This window comes from Bradyrhizobium sp. USDA 4472 (assembly GCF_054058595.1).
Map to the genome: position 1 here is coordinate 6,058,547 of NZ_JBSSAM010000001.1, position 21,351 is coordinate 6,079,897.

General features: G+C 64.4%; 18 protein-coding genes. 5 read left to right on the forward strand and 13 right to left on the reverse strand.

Features of this window, described 5'->3' with window-relative positions; genetic code table 11:
- Positions 1-29: 29 nt before the first annotated feature.
- From ACVWZ4_RS28475 to gltX, 4 genes are all read right to left on the reverse strand, one after another.
- Positions 30-1,316 (reverse strand): ABC transporter substrate-binding protein, encoded by a 1,287-nt coding sequence (locus ACVWZ4_RS28475; RefSeq protein ID WP_456703768.1) that lies wholly within the window; start codon positions 1,314-1,316, stop codon positions 30-32.
- 82 nt (positions 1,317-1,398) lie between these two features.
- Positions 1,399-2,577, reverse strand: a complete 1,179-nt coding sequence (locus ACVWZ4_RS28480) for an ROK family transcriptional regulator (RefSeq protein ID WP_456790403.1) — start codon at positions 2,575-2,577, stop codon at positions 1,399-1,401.
- Positions 2,578-2,702: 125 nt separating this feature from the next.
- Positions 2,703-4,007, reverse strand: a complete 1,305-nt coding sequence (gltA, locus tag ACVWZ4_RS28485; protein ID WP_456703766.1) for a citrate synthase — start codon at positions 4,005-4,007, stop codon at positions 2,703-2,705.
- Positions 4,008-4,149: 142 nt separating this feature from the next.
- Positions 4,150-5,589, reverse strand: a complete 1,440-nt coding sequence (gene gltX, locus ACVWZ4_RS28490) for a glutamate--tRNA ligase (RefSeq protein ID WP_456790404.1) — start codon at positions 5,587-5,589, stop codon at positions 4,150-4,152.
- A 142-nt stretch (positions 5,590-5,731) separates the two neighbouring features.
- Here gltX and ACVWZ4_RS28495 point away from each other — a divergent pair, with 142 nt between their 5' ends.
- From ACVWZ4_RS28495 to ACVWZ4_RS28510, 4 genes are all read left to right on the forward strand, one after another.
- Positions 5,732-7,411 carry a glutamine--tRNA ligase/YqeY domain fusion protein gene (locus tag ACVWZ4_RS28495; RefSeq protein ID WP_456741638.1) on the forward strand — a complete coding sequence of 560 codons (1,680 nt, stop codon included), beginning with the start codon at positions 5,732-5,734 and terminating at the stop codon, positions 7,409-7,411.
- A gap of 36 nt (positions 7,412-7,447) precedes the next feature.
- Positions 7,448-7,834: a nuclear transport factor 2 family protein gene (locus ACVWZ4_RS28500; protein WP_456741639.1), complete on the forward strand. Its 387-nt coding sequence runs from the start codon at positions 7,448-7,450 to the stop codon at positions 7,832-7,834.
- Between the two features lie 89 nt (positions 7,835-7,923).
- The gene (locus ACVWZ4_RS28505; protein ID WP_092229500.1) at positions 7,924-8,157 is read left to right on the forward strand and encodes a DUF2171 domain-containing protein; all 234 of its coding nucleotides are present in this window, start codon (positions 7,924-7,926) and stop codon (positions 8,155-8,157) included.
- Between the two features lie 96 nt (positions 8,158-8,253).
- Positions 8,254-10,539 (forward strand): ComEC/Rec2 family competence protein, encoded by a 2,286-nt coding sequence (locus ACVWZ4_RS28510; protein WP_456741640.1) that lies wholly within the window; start codon positions 8,254-8,256, stop codon positions 10,537-10,539.
- A 10-nt stretch (positions 10,540-10,549) separates the two neighbouring features.
- On the opposite strand, the gene ACVWZ4_RS28515 is transcribed toward ACVWZ4_RS28510, so the two are convergent.
- The 7 genes from ACVWZ4_RS28515 to ACVWZ4_RS28545 form a co-directional block, all read right to left on the reverse strand.
- Positions 10,550-10,984, reverse strand: coding sequence for a hypothetical protein (locus tag ACVWZ4_RS28515; RefSeq protein WP_456703761.1), 435 nt, complete (start codon positions 10,982-10,984; stop codon positions 10,550-10,552).
- Between the two features lie 193 nt (positions 10,985-11,177).
- Complete coding sequence (locus ACVWZ4_RS28520) at positions 11,178-11,381, reverse strand: hypothetical protein (protein WP_456741641.1); 204 nt, start codon at positions 11,379-11,381, stop codon at positions 11,178-11,180.
- Positions 11,382-11,567: 186 nt separating this feature from the next.
- The gene (gene lexA / locus ACVWZ4_RS28525) at positions 11,568-12,269 is read right to left on the reverse strand and encodes a transcriptional repressor LexA (RefSeq protein WP_092229493.1); all 702 of its coding nucleotides are present in this window, start codon (positions 12,267-12,269) and stop codon (positions 11,568-11,570) included.
- Positions 12,270-12,445: 176 nt separating this feature from the next.
- Positions 12,446-13,657: a molybdopterin molybdotransferase MoeA gene (locus ACVWZ4_RS28530; protein ID WP_456741642.1), complete on the reverse strand. Its 1,212-nt coding sequence runs from the start codon at positions 13,655-13,657 to the stop codon at positions 12,446-12,448.
- A 213-nt stretch (positions 13,658-13,870) separates the two neighbouring features.
- Positions 13,871-14,059, reverse strand: coding sequence for a hypothetical protein (locus ACVWZ4_RS28535; protein ID WP_456703758.1), 189 nt, complete (start codon positions 14,057-14,059; stop codon positions 13,871-13,873).
- A gap of 148 nt (positions 14,060-14,207) precedes the next feature.
- Complete coding sequence (locus tag ACVWZ4_RS28540; RefSeq protein ID WP_456735261.1) at positions 14,208-14,849, reverse strand: HAD family hydrolase; 642 nt, start codon at positions 14,847-14,849, stop codon at positions 14,208-14,210.
- Complete coding sequence (locus tag ACVWZ4_RS28545; protein ID WP_456735260.1) at positions 14,849-15,976, reverse strand: alpha-hydroxy acid oxidase; 1,128 nt, start codon at positions 15,974-15,976, stop codon at positions 14,849-14,851. Before ACVWZ4_RS28545 ends, ACVWZ4_RS28540 begins: the two co-directional genes overlap by 1 nt.
- 307 nt (positions 15,977-16,283) lie before the next feature.
- Between ACVWZ4_RS28545 and ACVWZ4_RS28550 the strand changes: the two genes are divergently transcribed.
- Positions 16,284-17,627 carry a S41 family peptidase gene (locus ACVWZ4_RS28550; RefSeq protein ID WP_456741643.1) on the forward strand — a complete coding sequence of 448 codons (1,344 nt, stop codon included), beginning with the start codon at positions 16,284-16,286 and terminating at the stop codon, positions 17,625-17,627.
- 96 nt (positions 17,628-17,723) lie between these two features.
- On the opposite strand, the gene ACVWZ4_RS28555 is transcribed toward ACVWZ4_RS28550, so the two are convergent.
- Positions 17,724-20,453: a bifunctional diguanylate cyclase/phosphodiesterase gene (locus ACVWZ4_RS28555; RefSeq protein WP_456790405.1), complete on the reverse strand. Its 2,730-nt coding sequence runs from the start codon at positions 20,451-20,453 to the stop codon at positions 17,724-17,726.
- 329 nt (positions 20,454-20,782) lie between these two features.
- Positions 20,783-21,298: a cyclic pyranopterin monophosphate synthase MoaC gene (moaC, locus tag ACVWZ4_RS28560; RefSeq protein ID WP_456705295.1), complete on the reverse strand. Its 516-nt coding sequence runs from the start codon at positions 21,296-21,298 to the stop codon at positions 20,783-20,785.
- Between the last annotated feature and the right edge of the window lie 53 nt (positions 21,299-21,351).

Genomic DNA, 21,351 nt, shown 5'->3' on the forward strand with positions numbered 1-21,351 from the left:
CGGCCGTGTTGCTGTCGAGACGGCGTCGCTCAACGTGCGCCCTCGACGGCGTCGGCGAGGCGGCTGACGGCCTCGTCCGGCTTGATCGTCTTGTTCTTCACATATTCGGTGATGACGTCGATCATCGCGGCGGTCAGGCCGTTTTCCTGGGCCATGTTGTGCGCGAGACTCAGGACGGCCTGGTTGTTGCCCATGGCATTCTTCAGTGCGGCCGCGGTTGTCCGTTGACCATCCGACCAGCCTTCGCCGGACAGGTCGACATCGGTGCGCACGGGGATCGATCCCGTGATCTGCGAATACATGGTCTGGATGGCCGGATCCATCACGAGCTGTGCCATCAACATCTGCCCGGCCTGGAGATCGGCCTCCTTGCGTTGCCAGAAGATGAAGGCATCGGCATTCAAGAGGAAGACGGGCTTGCCGTTGTCGCTGGGGCCGGGGGTGATGACGTAGTCGTCGAACTTGAAGCCGGCGTTTTTCAACACGCCCTGCGCCCAGCCGCCCATGATCAGCATGCCCATGTCGCCGTCGACGAAGCGCTTCAAATTGTTGGCATAGGGTTGGACCCCGACGTTGGGGTCACACCAGTCGGAGATCTTGCGCGTCTGCGCGAACGCCGCCTTCATCTCAGGGCCCTCCAGCGCCTTCTTGTCGAGATTCATGCAGGCGGCGCGGTATGCGGTCGGGCTGATGCCGGCCAGTGACGCCTCGAATTTCTGCCCATCGTCGGCGCGGGTACCGCCGTTGGCGATGGGGTAGGTCATTCCGGCCGATTTCATTTTCTCGGCGAGGTCGTTGAAGTCAGCCCAGGTGACGGGGACCTTGTCGGCCTTGGCCTTGTCCATCCCGCGCTTGGAGAGAAACAGCATGTTGGTGCTGTAGATCTGCAACGGCAGCGCGATCCATTTGCCTGCCGGCTTGTGCAGTTTGGCAAGATCCGGCGCGACGACCTTCTCGTAGCCGGCAGCCGCGACCACGGCGTCAAGATCGACGGTCGGAGCAATCTTCGACCAGGCGGCGATCTCGGGGCCCTTGAGCTGCGAGCAGGCCGGTGGATCGCCGGCGATGATCTGCGCACGCAGCTTGTTCATCATGTCCGTGGTGAAACCGGGGACCGGCGAGTGCTGCCAAATGCCGCCTTTTTCCTCGAATTTCTTGCCGAGCGCCGTGATCGCAGCACCGTCGCTGCCTGCGGACCATTGCGAGATTGCGGTGAGGCGAGGCTTGACCGCGCCTTGTGCGCGGGCAAAGGCCGGCAGCGCGAGGGCGGCAGCGGATCCAGCGAGCAGACGACGCCTTGTTGTTGTGATCGGCATGGCAGTTTCTCCCGGGTGTGAAGTTTTTGCGCCTTTTTGCGCTGGTCTTGGCGTGCGCGAGCCGCACGCGGCTCAGGTCATGTCAGGCAGCCTCCGTCGATGCGCTCGGCATGCCGCCAGATCTCGCGAGGCAGAAGGCGGCGAAGGCGAGCGCTGCCTGCGGATCGTTGCCGTTCGAGGGCGGGACGAAGGCGGGCGAAACCTGCGCCAGTTTCCGGCCGCCGAGCAGGCAGGCATCGATCCCGTCGACCACGGCCTTGCGATCGTCCTCGTCGAGCAGAGAGGGCCATCCGCTGATCGCGACGCCGCGACAGGGTTTGACGTTGAGCGTGTTGCCGATCGCAAGCCCCAGCCGGAACAGCCTTCGGCGCAGCTCCTGGCGCACGCGCGGCGAAAGTGGAATCTCGGTCATCCAGTCGTTGCCGAGCGCGAGCAGTTCGGCTTCAGTCAGGCCGAGCAGCTCGGCCAGCGCCGGCAGCGACGTGTAGGCTTCGACGCAGCCGTGATGTCCGCAGCGGCAAAGCGGTCCATCGGTTCCGAAGACCATGTGGCCGAGCTCGATCGGATCGAGCGCGTCGTCCTCGATCGGATCATCCACCCAGGCGCCCGCGACGCCCTGGCCGACGAAGACGAACAGATGCGCATCGCCGAACGGATAATTTTCCGTGCGATAACGATGAAAGGTGGCGTGCGCCACCACCGAATTGGTGAAGGTGACAGGTACGCCTGCGAACAATTCGTCGAACATGCCGCCGATCTGTTCGATGTCGCAGGGAATGATGGGGTTGCCGAACTCACTCAGCCGGCCAAGCCCGGGAACGGTGACGCCGATCTGTGCGAGTTCGATGCGGTGCCGTCGCGTCCAGCCGCGCAGCAAGGTCAACGCCTCGCGATAGACCCGGCCGACGGATTCGGCGGTGGGCTTGTTCGGCAGCGGCACACGCTCGCTGTACTGCAGCCTGCCTGACAGGTCGCCAACCCCGACGCTGAGCCAGCGTTCGGTGAGCTCGAGGGCCGCGAGCGCCACCGTGCGATCGAGCGACACCAGACCCGTCGGGCCGCCGACATAGGGGGCAGGGCGACGCACTTCCTCGATCAGGCCTTCGGCCTTCAGGTCAAACAGGATGCGCGACAGGCTCGCTTCGGACAGGCGTGCGGCCTTCGCCAGCGGCGGCCGGAACGAACCGCCGGACTGAAGCAAATGCGTTAAAATGGCAGCGCGCGTCTGCCGCCGACTTCTCGGCTGCTCCGGCATTTCCATCCCTGTCGTCATTCTTACTTAGTGTAAGAATTTGCGCGCGGAGCGCTTCCACTGTCAAGTGCGTGCCCAAACAAAAACGGCGCCATCTTGCGATGGCGCCGCTGCATCGGGACTTGAGTCCAAACTTACTTGCGATCCTTCATCGCAACGTAGTCGCGCTTGGTGACGCCGGTGTAGAGCTGGCGCGGACGGCCGATCTTCTGCTGCGGGTCCTCGATCATCTCGCTCCACTGGCTGATCCAGCCGACGGTGCGGGCGACCGCGAACAGGACGGTGAACATCGAGACCGGGAAGCCCATCGCCTTCAGCGTGATGCCCGAATAGAAGTCGACGTTCGGGTAGAGCTTGCGGTCGATGAAGTACTGATCGCTGAGCGCGATCTTCTCGAGCTCGAGCGCCACCTTAAGCATCGGATCGTCGCCATGGCCGGTCTCCTTGAGCACGGCGTGACACATCTTCTGCATGATCTTGGCGCGCGGGTCGTAGTTCTTGTAGACGCGGTGACCGAAGCCCATCAGGCGGACTTCGGAGTTCTTGTCCTTCACCTTGGCGATGAACTCGGGGATCTTGTCCACGGTGCCGATCTCGGCGAGCATCGCCAGCGCAGCTTCGTTGGCGCCGCCATGCGCCGGGCCCCAGAGGCAGGCGATGCCGGCGGCGATGCAGGCGAACGGGTTGGCGCCGGAGGAGCCGGCGATACGCACCGTCGAGGTCGAGGCGTTCTGCTCGTGGTCGGCATGCAGGATGAAGATCTTGTCCAGCGCATCGGCGAGCACCGGGTTGATCTTGTACTCCTCGCACGGCACGGCGAAGCACATGTTGAGGAAGTTCTCGGCAAAACTGAGCGAGTTCTTCGGATACACGAAGGGCTGGCCGACCGTGTATTTGTAGGCCATCGCGGCCAGCGTGGGGATCTTCGCGATCATGCGCATGGAAGCGATCATGCGCTGGTTGGGATCATTGATGTCGGTGCTGTCGTGGTAGAAGGCGGCGAGCGCGCCGACGGAGGCCACCATCACGGCCATCGGATGAGCATCGCGCCGGAAGCCCTGGAAGAAGCGGGCCATCTGCTCGTGCACCATCGTGTGATGGATGACGCGATAGTCGAAGTCCTTCTTCTGCTCGGCGGTCGGCAGCTCGCCGAACAGCAGGAGATAGCAGGTCTCGAGGAAGTCGCCGTTTTCGGCGAGTTGTTCGATCGGGTAGCCGCGATATTCCAGAACGCCCGCGTCACCGTCGATATAGGTGATCTTGGACTGGCAGCTCGCGGTCGAGGTGAAGCCCGGATCGTAGGTGAACAGGCCGGACTGGCCGTACAGCTTGCCGATATCGACGACATCAGGTCCGACGCTGCCGCTATAGATCGGAAGATCGTAATTCTTGTTTCCGACCGTCAGCGTGGCGGTCTTGTTGCTTGGTTTTGCGTCCATCAGAGGTCCCCGATGTGTGGTGAAACGGGCCAGTCCCGGAGGCCCCAGGCGAAGATGGGGCAGGCCGGATGTTCCAGAATGTACGGGAAGATGGGTATATTATTGCTGTGTGCGCTGCAAGATCATGGCAGCCATGGCCTACTTACGTCGTAGTCGGGGCTTTGGACTGATCCTCGAGCCGGCCCAGGCTTTCCTGGCGTCCCAGCACGTCCAAAACCTCAAATATGCCAGGCGACGTGGTGCGGCCGGTCAGTGCCGCCCGCAAGGGCTGGGCGACTGCGCCGAGCTTGAGACTATTTTCCTCGGCAAAAGCGCGCAGCGCAGCTTCCGTGCTGGTGCCGCTCCACGTCTCCACATTCTCCAGCGCGGAATGAAGCTGGCCGATCAGTTTGCGGTTCTCGGGCGTCAGCAGGGCCGCCGCTTTGGGATCGAGCTGCAGCGGCCGGTCGGCGAAGATGAAATAGGCGGCATCGATCAGCTCGATCAGCGTCTTGGCGCGCTCCTTCAGGGCCGGCATGGCCTTCAGCAGCTGGGCGCGCGTGGTGTCGTTCAACTTGGCCTTGATCTCGGTGCGGGCGGGCACGACGTGATCGAGCACGTCCTCGAACATCTTCACGAGTGATTGATCGTCGGAGTGGCGGATATAATGGCCGTTGAGGTTTTCCAGCTTGGCGAAGTCGAAGCGGGCGGCGGCGCGGCCGACGCTGGCGAGATCGAAGGCCGCGATCATCTCCTGCGTCGAGAAGATCTCCTGGTCGCCATGGCTCCAGCCGAGCCGAACGAGATAGTTGCGCAGCGCGGCCGGAAGGTAACCCATGGCGCGGTAGGCATCGACGCCGAGCGCGCCGTGGCGCTTGGACAGCTTCGAACCGTCAGGACCGTGGATGAGCGGGATATGCGACATGTTCGGCAGTGCCCAGCCCATTGCGTCATAGATCTGCTTCTGGCGGGCGGCGTTGATCAGATGGTCGTCGCCGCGGATGACGTGGGTGACGCCCATGTCGTGGTCGTCCACGACCACCGCGAGCATGTAGGTCGGGTTGCCATCGCCGCGCAGCAGGACGAGGTCATCGAGGTTCTCGTTCTGCCAGACCACGCGGCCCTGGACCTGATCCTCGATCACGGTCTCGCCGGTCTGCGGCGCCCGGAGGCGGATGGTCGGCTTGACGTCAACAGGGGCGGTTGCCGGATCGCGGTCGCGCCACATGCCGTCATAGAGGCGAGTGCGGCCCTCGCTGCGCGCCTTCTCGCGCATGGCGGTGAGCTCCTCGGCAGTGGCGTAGCAGCGGTAGGCCTTGCCGTCGGCGAGCAGCTGCTCGGCCACCTCGCGGTGACGGGCGGCGCGGCTGAACTGATAGATGACGTCGCCATCCCAGCCGAGCTCCAGCCATTTCAGCCCGTCCAGGATCGCGCCGATCGCGGCCTCGGTAGAGCGCTCCCGGTCGGTATCCTCGATCCGGAGCAGCATCTTGCCGCCGTGCTTCTTCGCATAGAGCCAGTTGAACAGCGCCGTGCGGGCGCCTCCGATATGGAGGAAGCCGGTTGGAGAGGGCGCAAAGCGCGTGACGACGGAATCGGTCATTCTTGGCAGGGCCTCTGCATTGAAGCGGTGGTATATATCAGGACCGGAGCATAACTAAAGCCCAACGGCGGATCCCCTGAGGCCTTGGCTCAGCCACGCGAATTTGGCAGAAGGGCCGCTGACTTCCCGACAGGATTGCAGGATGAGCACAGAACCGGTGACGACTGAGATTGGGCGCGATTTCATTCGTGACATCATCCAGGCCGACCTCGATCAGGCCAAGTACAGGGAGATCGTGACCCGGTTCCCGCCGGAGCCGAATGGCTACCTGCATATCGGCCACGCCAAGTCGATCGCCCTCAATTTCGGCATCGCCCAGGAATTTCCAGGCCGCTGTCATCTGCGCTTCGACGACACCAATCCGGTCAAGGAAGAGCAGGAATATATCGATTCCATCCAGGCCGACGTGCACTGGCTGGGCTACGACTGGGGCAAGAACCTGTTCTATGCCTCTGATTATTTCGACCGCCTGTACGAATGGGCGGAGCAGCTGATCCGCGACGGGCTCGCCTATGTCGACGATCAGTCCCAGGAAGAGATCCGGCTGTCGCGCGGCACGCTGACCGAACCCGGCAAGAACTCGCCGTTTCGCGACCGCAGCGTGGAGGAGAACCTCGACCTGTTCCGTCGCATGAAGGCGGGCGAATTCCCGAACGGCGCGCGCGTGCTCCGGGCCAAGATCGACATGTCCGCCGGCAACATCAACCTGCGCGACCCCGTGCTCTACCGCATCCTGCATGCGCACCATCCGCGCACCGGCACCAAATGGCACATCTATCCGAGCTACGACTACGCGCACGGCCAGTCGGATGCGATCGAGGGCATCACGCACTCGATCTGCACCCTGGAGTTCGAGGACCACCGGCCGCTCTATGACTGGTTCATTGAGAGATTGCCGGTGCCGTCGAGGCCGCATCAGTACGAAATGGCGCGGCTCAATCTGACCTACACGCTGCTGTCGAAGCGGGTGCTGACCCAGCTTGTCCGCGACGGCCACGTCGCGGGCTGGGACGATCCGCGGATGCCGACCATCGCGGGCATGCGCCGCCGCGGCGTGCCGCCGGCGGCGTTGCGTGAATTCGTCAAGCGCATCGGTGTGGCCAAGGCCAACAGCGTGGTCGACGTCGGCATGCTGGAATTCTGCATCCGCGAGGAGCTGAACCGCACCGCGCAGCGCCGCATGGGCGTGCTGCGGCCGCTGAAGGTCGTCATCGAGAACTATCCGGAAGGGCAGAGCGAGGAACTCGAGGCGATCAACCACCCGGACGATCCCAGCGCCGGCACGCGCAAGATCACGTTCGGCCGCGAGCTCTATATCGAGCAGGACGATTTCATGGAGAACCCGCCGAAGAAGTTCTTCCGCTTGTCGCCGGGCAACGAGGTGCGGCTGCGCTATGCCTATTTCGTCAAGTGCACCGGCGTGATCAAGAACGACAGGGGCGAGGTGGTGGAGCTGCGCTGCACCTACGATCCCGCGACCAAGGGCGGCAACGCGCCTGACGGCCGCAAGGTCAAGGCGACCATGCACTGGCTGCCGGCCGCAACGTCTGTCCCTGCGGAGATCCGCATCTACAACCAGCTCTTCGCCAACCCGAGCCCGGATGCCTCGAACTTCGCTGCTGACCTCAACCCGCAATCGCTGGAGATCCTCTCCGACGCCCGGATCGAGGCATCGGTCGCGGAAAGCAATTCGATCGAACCGATGCAGTTCGAGCGCCAGGGCTATTTCGTGCGCGACAAGGACTCCACGCCCGGCAAGCCGGTGTTCTCACGCACCATTGGCTTGCGCGATACGTTCGCCAAGGAAGTCGCCAAGGGCTGAGGCAAATGGCTGAGGCAAAGGGCTGAGGGACGCAAGATGTGCAGTGCAGCCGACGCCGCCGTTTCCGCCATCATCGCGAAATGGTGCGCCGGCTTCGCGACCCTCGATGCGGTTGCGCTGTCGTCGCTTTATTCAAAGAACGCATTCTTCTTCGGCTCCAACCCGAAGCTCTATCGGGGCAGGAATGGCGTGGCCGATTACTTCAACGGCCTGCCGCGCTGGCGCAGGCCGAGCGCGGCGTTCTCCGAGGTGCAGGCGGCGCAGGCAGGGCCCGATACGATCAACATGGGCGCGACCATCACGTTCGACCTGGCGGGCGAACGGCCTGACCTCGTCGTCAAGATCAGCTGGGTCATCATTCGCGAAGACGGCGACTGGAAGATCGTCAATCACCACGCCTCGGCGAAGGCGCCGTTGATCTGACAGGCGCGCCGCGCACGGCATCGTCATTCCGGCGCTGGAAACGAATGCGCGGGCGCCGGGTTGAGGTGGATCCACAGGAGCATCCCACCATGCAGAACATCGCTGAGCATATGGAAGTCATCGGCGCCGACGGTGTCCATATCGGCACGGTCGACAAGGTCGAAGGCAATCGCATCAAGCTGACCAAAAAGGACAGCGGCGAGGGCAGCCACAAGGGCCACCACCATTTCATCGACAAGGGCCTGGTTGCCGATGTCGAGGGCAACAAGGTTCGGCTGTCCGCCAAGGCCGATGTCGCCGTGACGATGGAAGAGGAAAAGTAGGGCGGAAGCCTCTTCGTTCCCGATTTGTGCCGCTATCCGTGCCGCCGCACGTTCCGGTAGCTTCCGTGCAGTAGCGTAGCGCAGGGTTGCTGAGGGATGGCGGAGCCGGGCCGGCCACAACGTGCCTCGCAAGGTATGGCCGGGACCTGGCCCGGCAGCGGCCGAACAGCGTCGGCCGGCGGCTTTGTGCCGGCAGGCTTCGGCGTCTGGTCGTCGATCGCCGGAAAGCTGGGTGATTGGGCGAAGGCCGAGGCCGGCGCTGGACGACTGTTCCCATGGGTCCCCATCGCCTTCGGCTGCGGCATCGCGCTGTACTTCGCCGCCGACCATGAGCCGGTGCTCTGGGTGACGGTCGCGACGGCGGGCGCGTCGACGCTTGGCGCGGTTCTGTTGCGGCGGAGCCGGTGGTTTGCACCCGCGATCATGATCGCGGCGGTTGCGGCCGGTCTTGCTGCGGCGACGTGGAGGACAGCAAGCATCGCCCACGCCGTGCTCGCAAAGCCGCTTTATTCCGTGTCGCTGTCGGGCTTCGTCGAGACCCGCGACATTCGCGAACGCACCGACCGGTTCGTGCTGCGCGTCACCGCGATGGAGGCGCAGCGCGGCGACGTCAAGCTCGAGCGCGTCCGCCTCTCCGTGCGCAAGGGGACGGCGCCCGATGTCGGCAGCTTCGTGCAGTTGAACGCCCGGTTGATGCCGCCGCTGTCGCCGTTGCGGCCGGGCAGCTACGATTTCTCGCGCGACATGTTCTTCCAGGGCATCGGCGCGTCCGGTTTCGCGATGGGGGCGATCACGACGGTGACGCCGCCGGTGTCAGGCGGATTGCAGTTGCGCTATGCTGCGCTCATGCAGGGCCTGCGCGATGCGATCGACGCGCGGATCCGCGCCGTGCTCGACGGCGACAACCGCGCAATCGCGACCGCGCTTTTGACCGGCCGCCGCGATGCGATCACCACGCCCGTCAACGATGCGATGTTCGTCTCGGGGCTTGGCCACGTGCTGTCGATCTCCGGCTATCACATGGCGGTCGTCGCTGGAGTCGTCTTCTTCGCGGTCCGCGCGCTGTTGGCGCTGATCCCCGGGCTGGCGGCCGGATTCGCAATCAAGAAATGGTCGGCGGCCGCGGCGCTGGTGGCCTCCGCATTCTATCTGCTGCTCTCGGGCGCGGAGGTCGCAACCCAGCGATCGTTCTTCATGACCGCGGTGGTGCTGATTGCCGTGATCGTCGACCGTCGCGCGATCACGTTCCGCACGCTGGCGGTGGCGGCGCTGATCGTGCTCGCGGTTGCGCCGGAAGCGCTGGTGCATCCGAGCTTCCAAATGTCGTTTGCGGCGACGCTCGGGCTGGTGGCAATGGTGCAGATCGGGATGCCGAACCTGCTTGCCTCGCCCGATCATTCGACGACGGCGCGGATTGCGCTGTGGGGCGGCCGCGAGATCGCGATGCTGTTCATGGCTTCCATGATCGCGGGGCTTGCGACCACGCCCTATGCCGCCTTCCATTTTCACCGCGTCACGCCCTACGGCGTGCTCGCCAATCTCGGTGCGATGCCCGTCGTCTCGGCGCTGGTGATGCCGGCCGGGCTGTTGGGACTGCTCGCGGCTCCATTCGGGCTGGACGGCGTGTTCTGGTGGCTGATGGGGATCGGCATCGACTGGATGATTGTGGTCACCCGCTGGGTGGCGGCATTGCCAGGGGCTATCGGCCATGTCGGCGCCTTCGGCACCGCGCCGCTGGTGACGGCGAGCCTGGGGCTTGTCCTGATGGGGCTGTTGCGCACGCCGCTGCGCTGGTCGGGTGCGATCGTGCTTGCGGTCGCAACGATCTGGGCCTTGTCGGTGCGGCAACCCGACATTCTCATTGCCGCCGACGGCCAGAACGTCGCGGTGCGCGGCAAGGATGGGCAGCTGCATCTGATCAGGACGAAGAAGGACAATTTCCTTCTCAAGGAGTGGCTCGCGGCGGACGCCGACCCGCGCGATGCCGCCAGCGCTTCGCTCGGCGACGGCGTGTCGTGCGACGATGCCGGCTGCGTGACGCCGCTTGCCGACGGCCGCATGATTGCGCTGGCGCTGCGCATCGACGCGCTGGCCGACGATTGCAGCCGCGCAGCGCTGGTGGTGACGGCGAGGCCTGCGCCGCCCGATTGCGCTGCAATGGTGATCGATCGGCCGCGTCTGGCGAGCCAGGGCGCGCTTGCGCTGACACAGCGCGGTGACGGTTTTGCGGTTCAGCCGGTGAGAGCGAGGGGCGCAAACCGCTCCTGGTCGCCGGTGGCGCCCGGCGATGCAGATTTCGGCCAAACCCTCAAGCCACGGTCGGCAGCTCCGCGGACCAAAGACGCAACGCCGTCGGAGGCCGACCTTCAGGCCGAGGACTAGAATCGACGCTTCAGCCGATCGGCAGGCGTGGCGGCGTCGTGCGACTGTCGGCGGCCACTTGCGGCTTGTGCTCGCGCTCGCCGAGCGGCTGGGTCACGGGCAGTTGCAGCACGGTTGCGCGCTGGCCTTCGACGAGCTGCGTCACCAGCACGTATTTGCCATCGGGGAATTCGATCGCGTCGTGATGGCGATCGGGAATGTGCGGATCAACCTTGCCGAACTTGCCTACGCGGGAATTGATGGTGCGGGTCCAGATCCACCTGTTGTCGTAGCGGACGTTGTCGGCGAAGGCGAGCTCCGTTCCCGGAAGCAGGCAGACCGCGACCGACATGTCGGCTTCAGAGGCGAAGCCGCGCGTCGAGGTGCCGCGGAACGTTGTCGTGACGATCGTCTCGCCGACTTCTGCGGGACGCGTCGCGACGGCATGCAAGCTATAGTCACACATCGGGTGCTCCTCATCGGGGATAGCAACCCGCGCCTCTGTCCTGGAGGCGCCGGCCTCTATCAGAGTTGAAGCCTGCAAGGCTCTGCTTGGTTGTAGGCAAATCTGCGGCTCCGATCCGCGAGCCGCAATCACATTATCTTTCCCGAACGGCTGGGAACAAAGCTTGCCTCCGTGCATTTGGGAGGCTTCGCGCTCAGCGTCCGGCCGGCGCGGACCAGCCGGAATATTGCCAGCCGGGCTGCGCCTGTTGCTCGATGGCGTTGCGGGCATCGCGGATCTGCGCGCTCGTCGCCTGCGGCACCTTGCCGAGGCGATGCTGCGCATGCGCAGCAAAGGCGTGCGATCCGGACGCTGCGATCAGCGTCATCGTGACGGTGCTCAGGATGATCTTGCTCATCATTCTCTCCTCAGTCTCCCTGGAGGCCCATCGAAGCGAGTGTGCTTCGTTGCGGCATGCCGGGGATGTAGGGCTGGAGAGGTGGCGGGATAATCTGTGCAGAACCAGAAAGTCTATCCAGCCGGAGCGGACAATCGTCCGCTCCAATCGTTGATCGCAGTCACCGATCGCGCGAGAACGTGGCGCTCAGTACTTGCGATAGAGACCGATCAGCTTGCCCTGGATCTTGACCCGGTTGGGGGGCAGGATGCGGACCTCATAGGCGGCATTCGCTGGCTCGAGCGCGATCGAGGCGCCGCGGCGACGGAAGCGCTTCAAGGTGGCTTCCTCGTCGTCGATCAGGGCGACGACGATGTCGCCAGTGTCGCAGCTCTCGTTGCGCTGGATGAGGGCCATGTCGCCGTCGAGGATGCCGGCGTCCACCATGGAATCGCCGCGCACTTCGAGCGCATAGTGCTCGCCCGCGCCGAGCATGTCGGGCGGAACGCTGATAGTGTGGCTGCGGGTCTGCAAGGCTTCGATCGGCGTACCGGCCGCGATCCGGCCCATGACGGGCACCGCGACGGGACGCTCGCCCTCATCCGCCGGCGGGCTCGACGTCATGCGCACCTTGCCGAGGTTGCCCTCGATGACGCTCGGGGTGAAGCCGCGGCGATTGCCGGCGGCGGCCTGGAGCTCGGGCAGCTTGATCACCTCGATCGCGCGGGCGCGGTTGGGCAGACGGCGGATGAAGCCGCGCTCCTCGAGCGCAGTGATCAGGCGGTGGATGCCCGATTTCGAGCGCAGATCGAGCGCGTCCTTCATCTCGTCGAAGGAGGGTGGTACGCCGCTTTCCTTCAGCCGCTCGCTGATGAACCGCAGGAGCTCGTATTGTTTGCGCGTTAACATCTCGACCAAAATCCCCCTGGTGATGTCGTTCAATTCCGAGACGCTGAATTCAGCCATAAGCCGCTACATGCTCGAAACAAATCATGAACGGACACTATATGTTCGATACATGTTCCGCAACTGCTTAATTTGCCGTGAACGCGACGAAGTTCGCGGAACGCACGCGAACGAAGCGGTCAGACGGGCAGCCGCAGCACCTCGCAAGCGGTGCCTGCTTCGGCCTTCGGCGCGAACGGTGCGCGCACGAGAAGTGCCTGTGCCGCAGCCAGATTCGAAAGCAACGAGGAGTCCTGATGATCGACGGGAACGGCGACCAGCGTGCCGTCGTCACGCTCTGCCAGCCGCGCGCGCAGATAATCTTCGCGCTGATCGTTGGCGCCGACATCGCGGCCGAGCACGGCGCGCTCGCGGCGATGATGAACCACCGAACGCCCCGACAGCGCGCGAATCAGCGGGACCAGAAACAGGAAAGCGCAAACGTAGGATGATACGGGATTGCCGGGCAGGCCGATCACGCGCATCGATCCGAGTTGCCCGTTCATCATGGGCTTGCCCGGTCGCATCGCGATCTTCCAGAACGCCATCGAGATACCTTCGTCCCTCAGTGCCTGTTGCACCAGATCGTGGTCGCCCACCGAGGCACCGCCGGTCGTGATCAGGATGTCGGCGCCGCTCTCGCGCGCGCGACGGATGCCCGATGTGGTGGCGGCAAACGTATCGGCCGCGACCCCGAGATCGATCGTGTCGGCACCTTCGCTGCGAGCCAGAGCATGAAGGGCATAGCCATTGGAATAGACGATCTGGCCGTGGCCGGGCGTCGAGCCCGGCATCACCAGCTCATCGCCGGTGGCGAGAATTGCGACCGTCGGCCGGCGGCGGACCGCGAGTTGCGGATGGTTCATCCCGGCGGCGAGTGCGAGGTCGCGCTCCGTGAGCCGCGTGCCGCTGCGCAGGAGCACGTCGCCCTCGCGGAAGTCGATGCCGGCCGGGCGGATGTGTCGTCCGGTGATGGCGGCTTCCTTGATCGTGATGCACTCGCCGTCGGCGACGGTGTCCTCCTGGATCACCACGGCATCCGCGTTATCGGGAACGACGCCACCGGTGAAGATCCGCACGGCTTCGCCGGCGCCGACCCTTCCAGCAAACGGCCGGCCGGCTGCGACTTCGCCGATCACCGTGAGCCGTGTGTCGACCTCGGCCGCATCGGCCGCACGCACGGCATAGCCATCCATCGCCGACATCGCCTCAGGCGGCTGCGTCCGCCGCGCCGCGACATCGCGCGCAAGCACGCGATGAAAGGCCCGATCGAGCGCGACTGTTTCCTCAGCCAGCGGCTCCGCTCCCGCGAGCACGGCAGCAAGCGCATCGGATACCGGCATGAGGGCCACGGTGAAAACTCCAGCTACGCCCATTCGGGCAAATCAGCGGCGAGAGTTCTAGCCGAGCGGGAGCGTCCAGGCAAAGCAGCCGCACAAGATGATTTATCCCACCCCTGGAGCCGTGGGACGAAGCTGGAGGTTCAGCCGGGGCATGATCTGGAGAGCGACGCATACCGGCACAACGACGGCCAAGGCAAAGACAAGAGCCGTGGCCAGCATCGGTCAGGTCCCCGGCGGCTCGCTCGGACTGACATCAGGCGCTTTGGGATTCTTGTCGGGCATTGGATCGGCCTGGGCCTTCAGGTCGGCGGCCTTGCTGATCAGTTTTGCGGAGAGCTCAGAATTCGAGGTGGTCCTGGCGTATTTCATCAGCAGGGAGGCCTGCTTGGTGAGGTAGGTTTTGCCCAACACGATGATAAGTCCAATGTAGAATTCCCAACGGACTATAGAGTCCGGAGCCGGGGATTCCGTTCCCGGAACTCTGTACAAAAATGCACAAAGGGTTTTGGTTCCCGAGTTCCAGTGAAATTGCCTCCGGAATCAGAGCCGGGTTGCCAAGTCAGATCCCCAGCGCCTTCAGGGCATTTCCGACGTCGGTCGGCGAGGTCACATGCACCGCGGTCAGGCCGCGCGCCCGTGCACCTTCCACGTTCTCGGCGAGATCATCGAAGAACACGATGCGGTTCGCGGGCACCCCCATCGCGGCGACGACATGGTCGAAGGCCTCCGCATCGGGTTTGCGCAGCCCGATGCTCGAGGACAGGTAGAGCTCGCGGAAATGCCCGAGCAGGTCGGCATATTCCTTCGAAAAAAAGTCCACATGGGGGCGGTTGGTGTTGGAGAAGGCATAGACCGGCATCTGCTTCGCCGCACGCGGCAGCAGCTCCGCAATATCAGGCATCTCGCCGGCGAAGATCGCGTTCCATCCTTCGAGGAACTGCGCATCCGAGATGCCGATGCCGAGCGATGCGCGCAGCGAGGCAAAATAGTCCTCGTCGCTGATCTTGCCGACCTCGTGCAGCCGGTAGGCCTCGCTGTCGCGCATATAGCGCGCGACGATGGCTTCCGGCTCGCAGTCGGCATGTCGCGCCCAGCAGGTGATCGCCTTGGAGAAATCGATGTCGAGCACGACGCGTCCGAGATCGAACAGAAGCGCATCGGCGCTACCAGGCGAGAGCGAGGTCACTTGCGTCCTTTCCATCAGTATCGGTAGGGTTCGTGGTCGAACAGCGGGAATGCGCTGAACACGCTCGGCGCGTTGGTTGCGGTGGCCGGGTGCAGACAGGATTTGTCGACCTCGGCGAAGGAGGTGGCGCCCAGGAGACCGAGGCAGCGCAGCACCTCGTCCTCGAGCAGCTCGAGCATCCGCGCCACGCCGGTCTCGCCCGCCGCAGCCAGTGCCCAGCATTGCAGCCGGCCGATGCCGACGAGGTCTGCGCCCGCCGCGATCGCCTTGACGATGTCGGTGCCGCGGCAGATGCCGCCATCGACCATGATCTTGGCGCGGCCCTTCACCGCTTCGACGATCTCGGGCAGCACATGCATGGCACCGCGGCCGTGATCGAGCTGACGGCCGCCATGGTTGGAGACGTAGATCCACTCGACGCCGTGATCGACCGCGATCTGCGCGTCCTCGGCAGTGGCGATGCCCTTGAGGATCAACGGTATCCGGAACTTGTCCTTGACCATTTTCACGGTCCGCCATTCCAGGCCCTTCTGGTAGTCGCCTCCGGTGGCGCGCAGACGGCTCTCGCGAACGTAGCGCTTGGCGATGTCACGCTCGCGACGGCTGTAATGGGCGGTGTCGACGGTCAGGCAGAAGGCGGCATATCTGGCCTTCTCGGCGCGGCTGACGACATCGGCCACGAACGCGTCATCGCCGCGAACATAGAGCTGGTACATGCGCAACGCATCGGGGGCGGCTTCGGCGGTCTTTTCGAGGCCAGGTTCGGAAACCGAGCTCAGCATATGGGCGGCGCCGAATCTGCCGGCGGCGCGGGCAACGCTGGCGGCTCCAAGCGGATCGAAGATTTCCAGCGCGCCGACAGGCGCAAGCACGACAGGCAGGCGCATGTTGCGGCCGAACTGCTCGACGGAGCCATCGACCTTGCGCACGTCACGCAGCACTCGGGGGCGAAAAGCGATCTCGTCCAGCGCCATGCGGTTGCGACGCATGGTGGTCTCGGTCTCGGCCGCACCGACGATGTAGTCCCAGGCGTTCTGGTTGAGGTTGGAGCGCGCCTTCCGGATGAATTCGTGCAGGTTCTGGAATGGCTCGTTACTGGCGCCGAGTTCGACATTCCGTTCCGGCCGGGGCGCGTCGTTCATTGTTGTCCTCCCGAGAATTTGAAGTCTTACGCCATCGCCTATCCCGTTCGGCCTTCCAAAACCATCCTAAACTCGCATAGCTGCGAAGCGTCGTCGGCCGACCGATTCCCGCTGTCCGGGAGGGCTGGTGTCCGAACGTTGCCAAATGTTTAGGTCCAGGCGAAGGGATTTTCATCGCGTGCCCGCCGGCGTGGCAGGCCGGCCTTGAAGAAACCAGAATGATATTGTGAGAACCGGGCTGGATCGCCATTTGGATGGCGGCTGCCAAGCCTCAAAAGAACCGCTAAGCGAAAAGGCCACCCATTCCATGCGGAAAACCCTGCTGTTCCCCCTGGGCGCGCTCACCGGCGCATGCCTGACCCTCCTCGTATCCGGTCCGCAGGGCGGACTGTGGGCGGCACGGGCGGCGGTCGGCGCGGGCACGGATGACGCCTATTCCCAGCTCAACCTGTTCGGGGAGGTCTTTGAGCGGGTGAAGGCGAGCTATGTCGAGAAGCCCGACAATGCCAAGCTGATCGAAGGTGCGATCACGGGCATGGTGACCTCGCTCGATCCGCATTCGCGCTACATGAACGCCAAGGCCTGGACCGAGATGCAGGAGACCACCTCCGGTGAGTTCGGTGGCCTCGGCATCGAGGTGACCATGGAGGAGGGCCTCGTCAAGGTCGTCTCGCCGATCGACGACACGCCGGCGTCCAAGGCCGGCATCATGTCCGGCGACCTCATCAGCAAGATCGACGGCGAAAACGTGCAGGGCATGACGCTCGAGCAGGCCGTCAACCGGATGAAGGGTCCCGTCGACACCCAGACCAAGCTCACCATCGTGCGCAAGGGCGCCGACGCGCCGCTCGACGTCGCAATCAAGCGCGAGATCATCCACGTGCGCCCGGTGCGCTTCCACGTCGAGAACGGCGACGTCGGCTACATCCGCGTCACCTCGTTCAACGAGCAGACCACCGACGGCCTGAAGAAAGCGATTGCGTCGATTTCCAGGGACGTGCCGCAGGACAAGCTTGTCGGCTATGTGATGGACCTGCGCAACAACCCGGGCGGCCTGCTCGACCAGGCGGTATCGGTGTCGAGCGCGTTCTTGCAGCGCGGCGAGGTCGTTTCGACCCGCGGCCGCAATCCGGAAGAGACCCAGCGTTTCACGGCGCAAGGCGGCGACCTCACCAAAGGCAAGCCGCTGGTGGTCCTGATCAACGGCGGCTCTGCTTCGGCCTCGGAGATCGTGTCCGGCGCGCTGCATGACCACAAGCGCGCGACGCTGATCGGCACGCGCTCGTTCGGCAAGGGCTCGGTGCAGACCATCATTCCGCTCGGTGCCGGTAACGGTGCGCTGGCACTGACCACGGCGCGCTATTACACGCCGTCCGGCCGCTCGATCCAGGCCCAGGGCATCGCGCCCGACATCGAGATCCTCCAGGACGTGCCGCCGGAGCTGAAGGGCCGCGTCGACACCATCGCGGAGTCCCAGATGCGCGGCCATCTGCAGGCCGCCGACGGCAAGGAGCAGACCGGATCGCAGTCCTATGTCCCACCGGAAGAGAAGGACGACAAGGCACTGCACGCGGCCTTCGACTTCCTGCACGGCGTCACCGTGAATGCGGCAGCCGCAAAGCCCGCGCCGAAGACGACGGTGCCGAACTAGTTTCCAGCGGTCATCTTGACCTTCGATATCGCCCGGGAGTGGATCACCGCTTCCGGGCAAATTCGTTTGGCGAGCGCGGTCGTCTCTTGCGAAGCCCTAGCTGGCTTCGCGGCGGCGCGCTCCATTGCCGTGGCGCTGGGCGAGACGGCTGCGATGCAGCGCAAACAGCTCCACGATCTTGTCGGCCGGTTTGGCGGCGCTGAACAAATAGCCCTGCATCTCGGTGCAGCCGAGCGTGCGCAACAGCCGCCGCTGCTCCTCGGTCTCGACGCCTTCGGCCGTGGTCGCCATGCGGCGGGCGCTGGCGAGATTGACCACGGCCTGCACGATGCTGGCGGAGCCGTCAGGACCTGCGATGTCGCTGACGAAGCAGCGATCGATCTTGATCTTGTCGAACGGGAAGCGGTGGAGATAGCTCAGTGACGAATAGCCGGTACCGAAATCGTCGAGCGCGATGCGGATGCCGATGGCGCGGAGCTGATGCAGGATCGCAAGCGCGGTGTCGTCGTCGCGGATCAGCACGGCCTCGGTGATCTCGAGCTCGAGCCGGCTGGCCGCCAGATTGGACGCGGCCAGCGCCGCCATGATCTTCAGCGCCAGCGTGTCGCTCTTGAACTGCACCGGCGAGACGTTGACGGCGAGGCGGATGTCGTCGGGCCAGGTGGCGGCGTCGCGGCAGGCGGTCGCCAGCACCCATTCGCCGATCTCGTTGATCAGTCCGGTGTCTTCCGCGATCGGGATGAACTCGGCAGGCGAAACCATGCCGCGCTCGGGATGGCGCCAGCGCACCAGGGCTTCGCAGCCGGCGATACTGTCGTCCTTGAGGCTGAGGCAGGGCTGGTAGTAGACCTCCAGGCCGCCTTCGAGCCCCCTTTGGGCGATGGCGTGGCGCAGGTCGATCTCGAGCTGGCGGCGCTCCCGCACCTTGGCATCCATCTCAGGTTCGAAGAAGCGGTAGGTGCGGCGCCCGGCGGTTTTGGCTGCATACATCGCCATATCCGCGTTCTTCAGGATCTGGTCCAGCGCCGTGCCGTGGTCCGGCGCCAACGCAATGCCGATGCTGGCATCGGTGGTGAGGTGATGGCCCATGCAGTCGAACGGCGTGCGGATCGCGGCGAAGACCCGTGCGACGAGCTCGCTGACCTGGTCCTGCGAGGTGACGGCGATTTGCACAATCGCAAATTCGTCGCCGCCGAGCCGCGCCACGAAATCGCTCGGGCCGGCGCAGGCGCGCAGGCTCTGAGCCACGGACTTCAACAGCTCGTCGCCGACGAGATGGCCGAGCGCGTCGTTGACGCCCTTGAATTCGTCGATGTCGATGTAGTGCACGGCGAGTTGTTCACCGTGAACGATGGTCGCCAGTTCGCCGCGCAGATGTTCGTGGAACATGGCGCGGTTCGGCAAGTCGGTCAGCGCGTCGTAGTGGGCGAGGTGGGTAATGCGCTCCTCGGTACGGCGCCGCTCCGTGATGTCCTCATGGGTCGCGACCCAGCCGCCATCGTCGAGAGGCTCGTTGAGGACCTGGATCGATCGACCATCGCTGGTCTCGACCACCATGGAATTGCGCACGTGGACGTCGCGCAGCACGCGTGCGACATACTGGTCCACATCGCCGGTCAACGAGCCGGTAGCCTTCCGATGCATGATGACGTCGAGAAAGCTGCAGCCGGGTTTCACGATTGCGGGCGACAACCCGTACATCTCGATATAGCGCTGGTTGCAGACCACGAGCCGCCGCGAAGCGTCGAACAGCAGCAGGCCCTGGGTCATGTTGTTGACGGCGCGGTCGAGGCGCTGCTTCTCCAGCGTCAGCCGCTCCCGGGACAGGCGATGCTGCCACAGCAACTTGCGCACGATCGCGACCAGCACGCCGGCAATTGCGAGCACAGAGGCGGCGGCGACCGAGATCAGGACGCCGATCTGCTCGCGCCAGTCGGCGAGCGCCGCGGCGCGCGTGGTCGTCGCCATCACCAGGATCGGGAAATGGGGCAGCGCGCGCGACGAAACCAGCCGGTCTTCGCCGTCGACAGGACTCGCGACGCGGCCGGCAAAATGGTCGAGCGCGAAGATCCTCTGCTGCTCGAACGAGCCGTTCCTGAAATTACGTCCCAGCATTTCGCTCGAATGCGGGTAGCGGGCCAGCAAGGTGCCGTCCCGATGCAGCATCGAGATCGTCGCGCCCTCGCCGAGCACGACGGTCTCGAAGAACTTCTCGAAATTGGCCGGTTCGATGCCGCGCGCGATGAGGCCCATGAATTCGCCATCGGGTCCAACGATCTTGCGCACGATCAGGATCGTCCATTGGCCGGAGACCCGGCTGTAAAGCGGCGCGATCAGGACGTCGGGCGAGGAGGGAGCGTATTTGAAGATCCGAAAATAGGCGCGATCGGCAACGTTCACGCTCGGGACCGGCCACGCCATCGACGAATTGATCAAGTTGCCGTCGGCATCGATGACGTTGACGGCGCCCATGTAGGGCAAGGCCTCGATTTTTGAACGCAGCATCCGGTGAACGTCCTCGCCGGAGAGGCGCTTTCGATAGTCCTCTGCCCCGGCGATACCGGTGGCGCGGACGTGATCGACGAAATCCCGCTGGATGACTGCGAAATCCTGGAATTGCTGATCGAAATGGTGAGCGAGCAGCAGCGCGGTGTTTTCGAGCTCGCGGCCGGAGTTGCGCAGCGCGCGTTCGCGGAAATTCTGTGCCATCAGGATCGCGCCGAGGGCGATCGCCGCGATCAGCAGTGTGCCGCCCACCACGAGCCAGCGGATGGGTCCACCGCGCACGAAACTCTGGTCGAGAAGGCGGCTGCCGTATTTGGTCATCACATCGATCGTTGCCGTGCACACGCCAGGATCAGCTCATGATCCACGTAACATCCGTCGGTTTACGGGATCGATGTGGAGGCGACGTTAGCAAGCGCGGTTAATGCGACATGAACCGCGACTCACAAATCCGATCGATGGGCGGGCCAAGATGCGTGGCAGAGTATTGCCGGAGACCGTCGCCATCACGGTCAGTTCTTGCCGGTGACTGCGACCTCAACCAGCGCTTAACCATCTAACGTGTTGGCCCCGCTCGATGCCGCGCGTTTTGCAAGCGAGGTTCGCAACGGCGCAGGACAGGATCCGCACGTCGCCGAATGATCACGAGATCAGGCGCGGTAGTGGCCCGACTTGCCGCCCAGCTTCTCGACGAGATGGATGCCCTCGATGCGCACGCCGCGCTCGACCGCCTTGATCATGTCGTAGATGGTGAGGCAGGCGACCGAAACCGCCGTCAGGGCTTCCATCTCGACACCGGTCTGGCCAGTCACCTTGACGCTGGCGCGCACCACGCAGCCCGGCAGCTTTGCGTCGGGTTCAATCTCGACCGTGACCTTCGACAGTGCCAGCGGATGACAGAGCGGAATCAGCTCCGATGTCCGCTTCGCCGCCATGATGCCGGCGATGCGCGCGGTGCCGAGCACATCGCCCTTCTTGGCGTTGCCTGATCTGATCAGGTCGAGGGTCGCTTTCGCCATGACGACGCGGCCTTCGGCGACGGCGAGCCGCTCGGTTGCAGCCTTGTCCGAGACGTCGACCATCCGGGCCTCGCCGGAGGCGCCGATATGGGTCAGGGCAGGGCCCGCCGTTTTCGATGGGTTGGTCTTCGCAGCTTTGCGCGCCATGTCCTTGCGCGCCATGTCCTTGCGCGCGATGTCCTTGCGCGCGATGTCCTTGC

Excerpts from the sequence above, each read along its gene's own strand:
- ACVWZ4_RS28495 (WP_456741638.1), top strand. The coding sequence starts at position 5,732 with ATGAGCACAGAACCGGTGACGACTGAGATTGGGCGCGATTTCATTCGT.
- ACVWZ4_RS28540 (WP_456735261.1), bottom strand. The coding sequence starts at position 14,849 with ATGGAAAGGACGCAAGTGACCTCGCTCTCGCCTGGTAGCGCCGATGCG.
- gltA (WP_456703766.1), bottom strand. The coding sequence starts at position 4,007 with ATGGACGCAAAACCAAGCAACAAGACCGCCACGCTGACGGTCGGAAAC.
- ACVWZ4_RS28515 (WP_456703761.1), bottom strand. The coding sequence starts at position 10,984 with ATGTGTGACTATAGCTTGCATGCCGTCGCGACGCGTCCCGCAGAAGTC.
- ACVWZ4_RS28550 (WP_456741643.1), top strand. The coding sequence starts at position 16,284 with ATGCGGAAAACCCTGCTGTTCCCCCTGGGCGCGCTCACCGGCGCATGC.
- ACVWZ4_RS28475 (WP_456703768.1), bottom strand. The coding sequence starts at position 1,316 with ATGCCGATCACAACAACAAGGCGTCGTCTGCTCGCTGGATCCGCTGCC.
- ACVWZ4_RS28500 (WP_456741639.1), top strand. The coding sequence starts at position 7,448 with ATGTGCAGTGCAGCCGACGCCGCCGTTTCCGCCATCATCGCGAAATGG.
- moaC (WP_456705295.1), bottom strand. The coding sequence starts at position 21,298 with ATGGCGCGCAAAGCTGCGAAGACCAACCCATCGAAAACGGCGGGCCCT.
- ACVWZ4_RS28505 (WP_092229500.1), top strand. The coding sequence starts at position 7,924 with ATGCAGAACATCGCTGAGCATATGGAAGTCATCGGCGCCGACGGTGTC.
- ACVWZ4_RS28545 (WP_456735260.1), bottom strand. The coding sequence starts at position 15,976 with ATGAACGACGCGCCCCGGCCGGAACGGAATGTCGAACTCGGCGCCAGT.
- ACVWZ4_RS28510 (WP_456741640.1), top strand. The coding sequence starts at position 8,254 with ATGGCGGAGCCGGGCCGGCCACAACGTGCCTCGCAAGGTATGGCCGGG.
- ACVWZ4_RS28555 (WP_456790405.1), bottom strand. The coding sequence starts at position 20,453 with ATGACCAAATACGGCAGCCGCCTTCTCGACCAGAGTTTCGTGCGCGGT.
- ACVWZ4_RS28480 (WP_456790403.1), bottom strand. The coding sequence starts at position 2,577 with ATGGAAATGCCGGAGCAGCCGAGAAGTCGGCGGCAGACGCGCGCTGCC.
- gltX (WP_456790404.1), bottom strand. The coding sequence starts at position 5,589 with ATGACCGATTCCGTCGTCACGCGCTTTGCGCCCTCTCCAACCGGCTTC.
- lexA (WP_092229493.1), bottom strand. The coding sequence starts at position 12,269 with ATGTTAACGCGCAAACAATACGAGCTCCTGCGGTTCATCAGCGAGCGG.
- ACVWZ4_RS28520 (WP_456741641.1), bottom strand. The coding sequence starts at position 11,381 with ATGAGCAAGATCATCCTGAGCACCGTCACGATGACGCTGATCGCAGCG.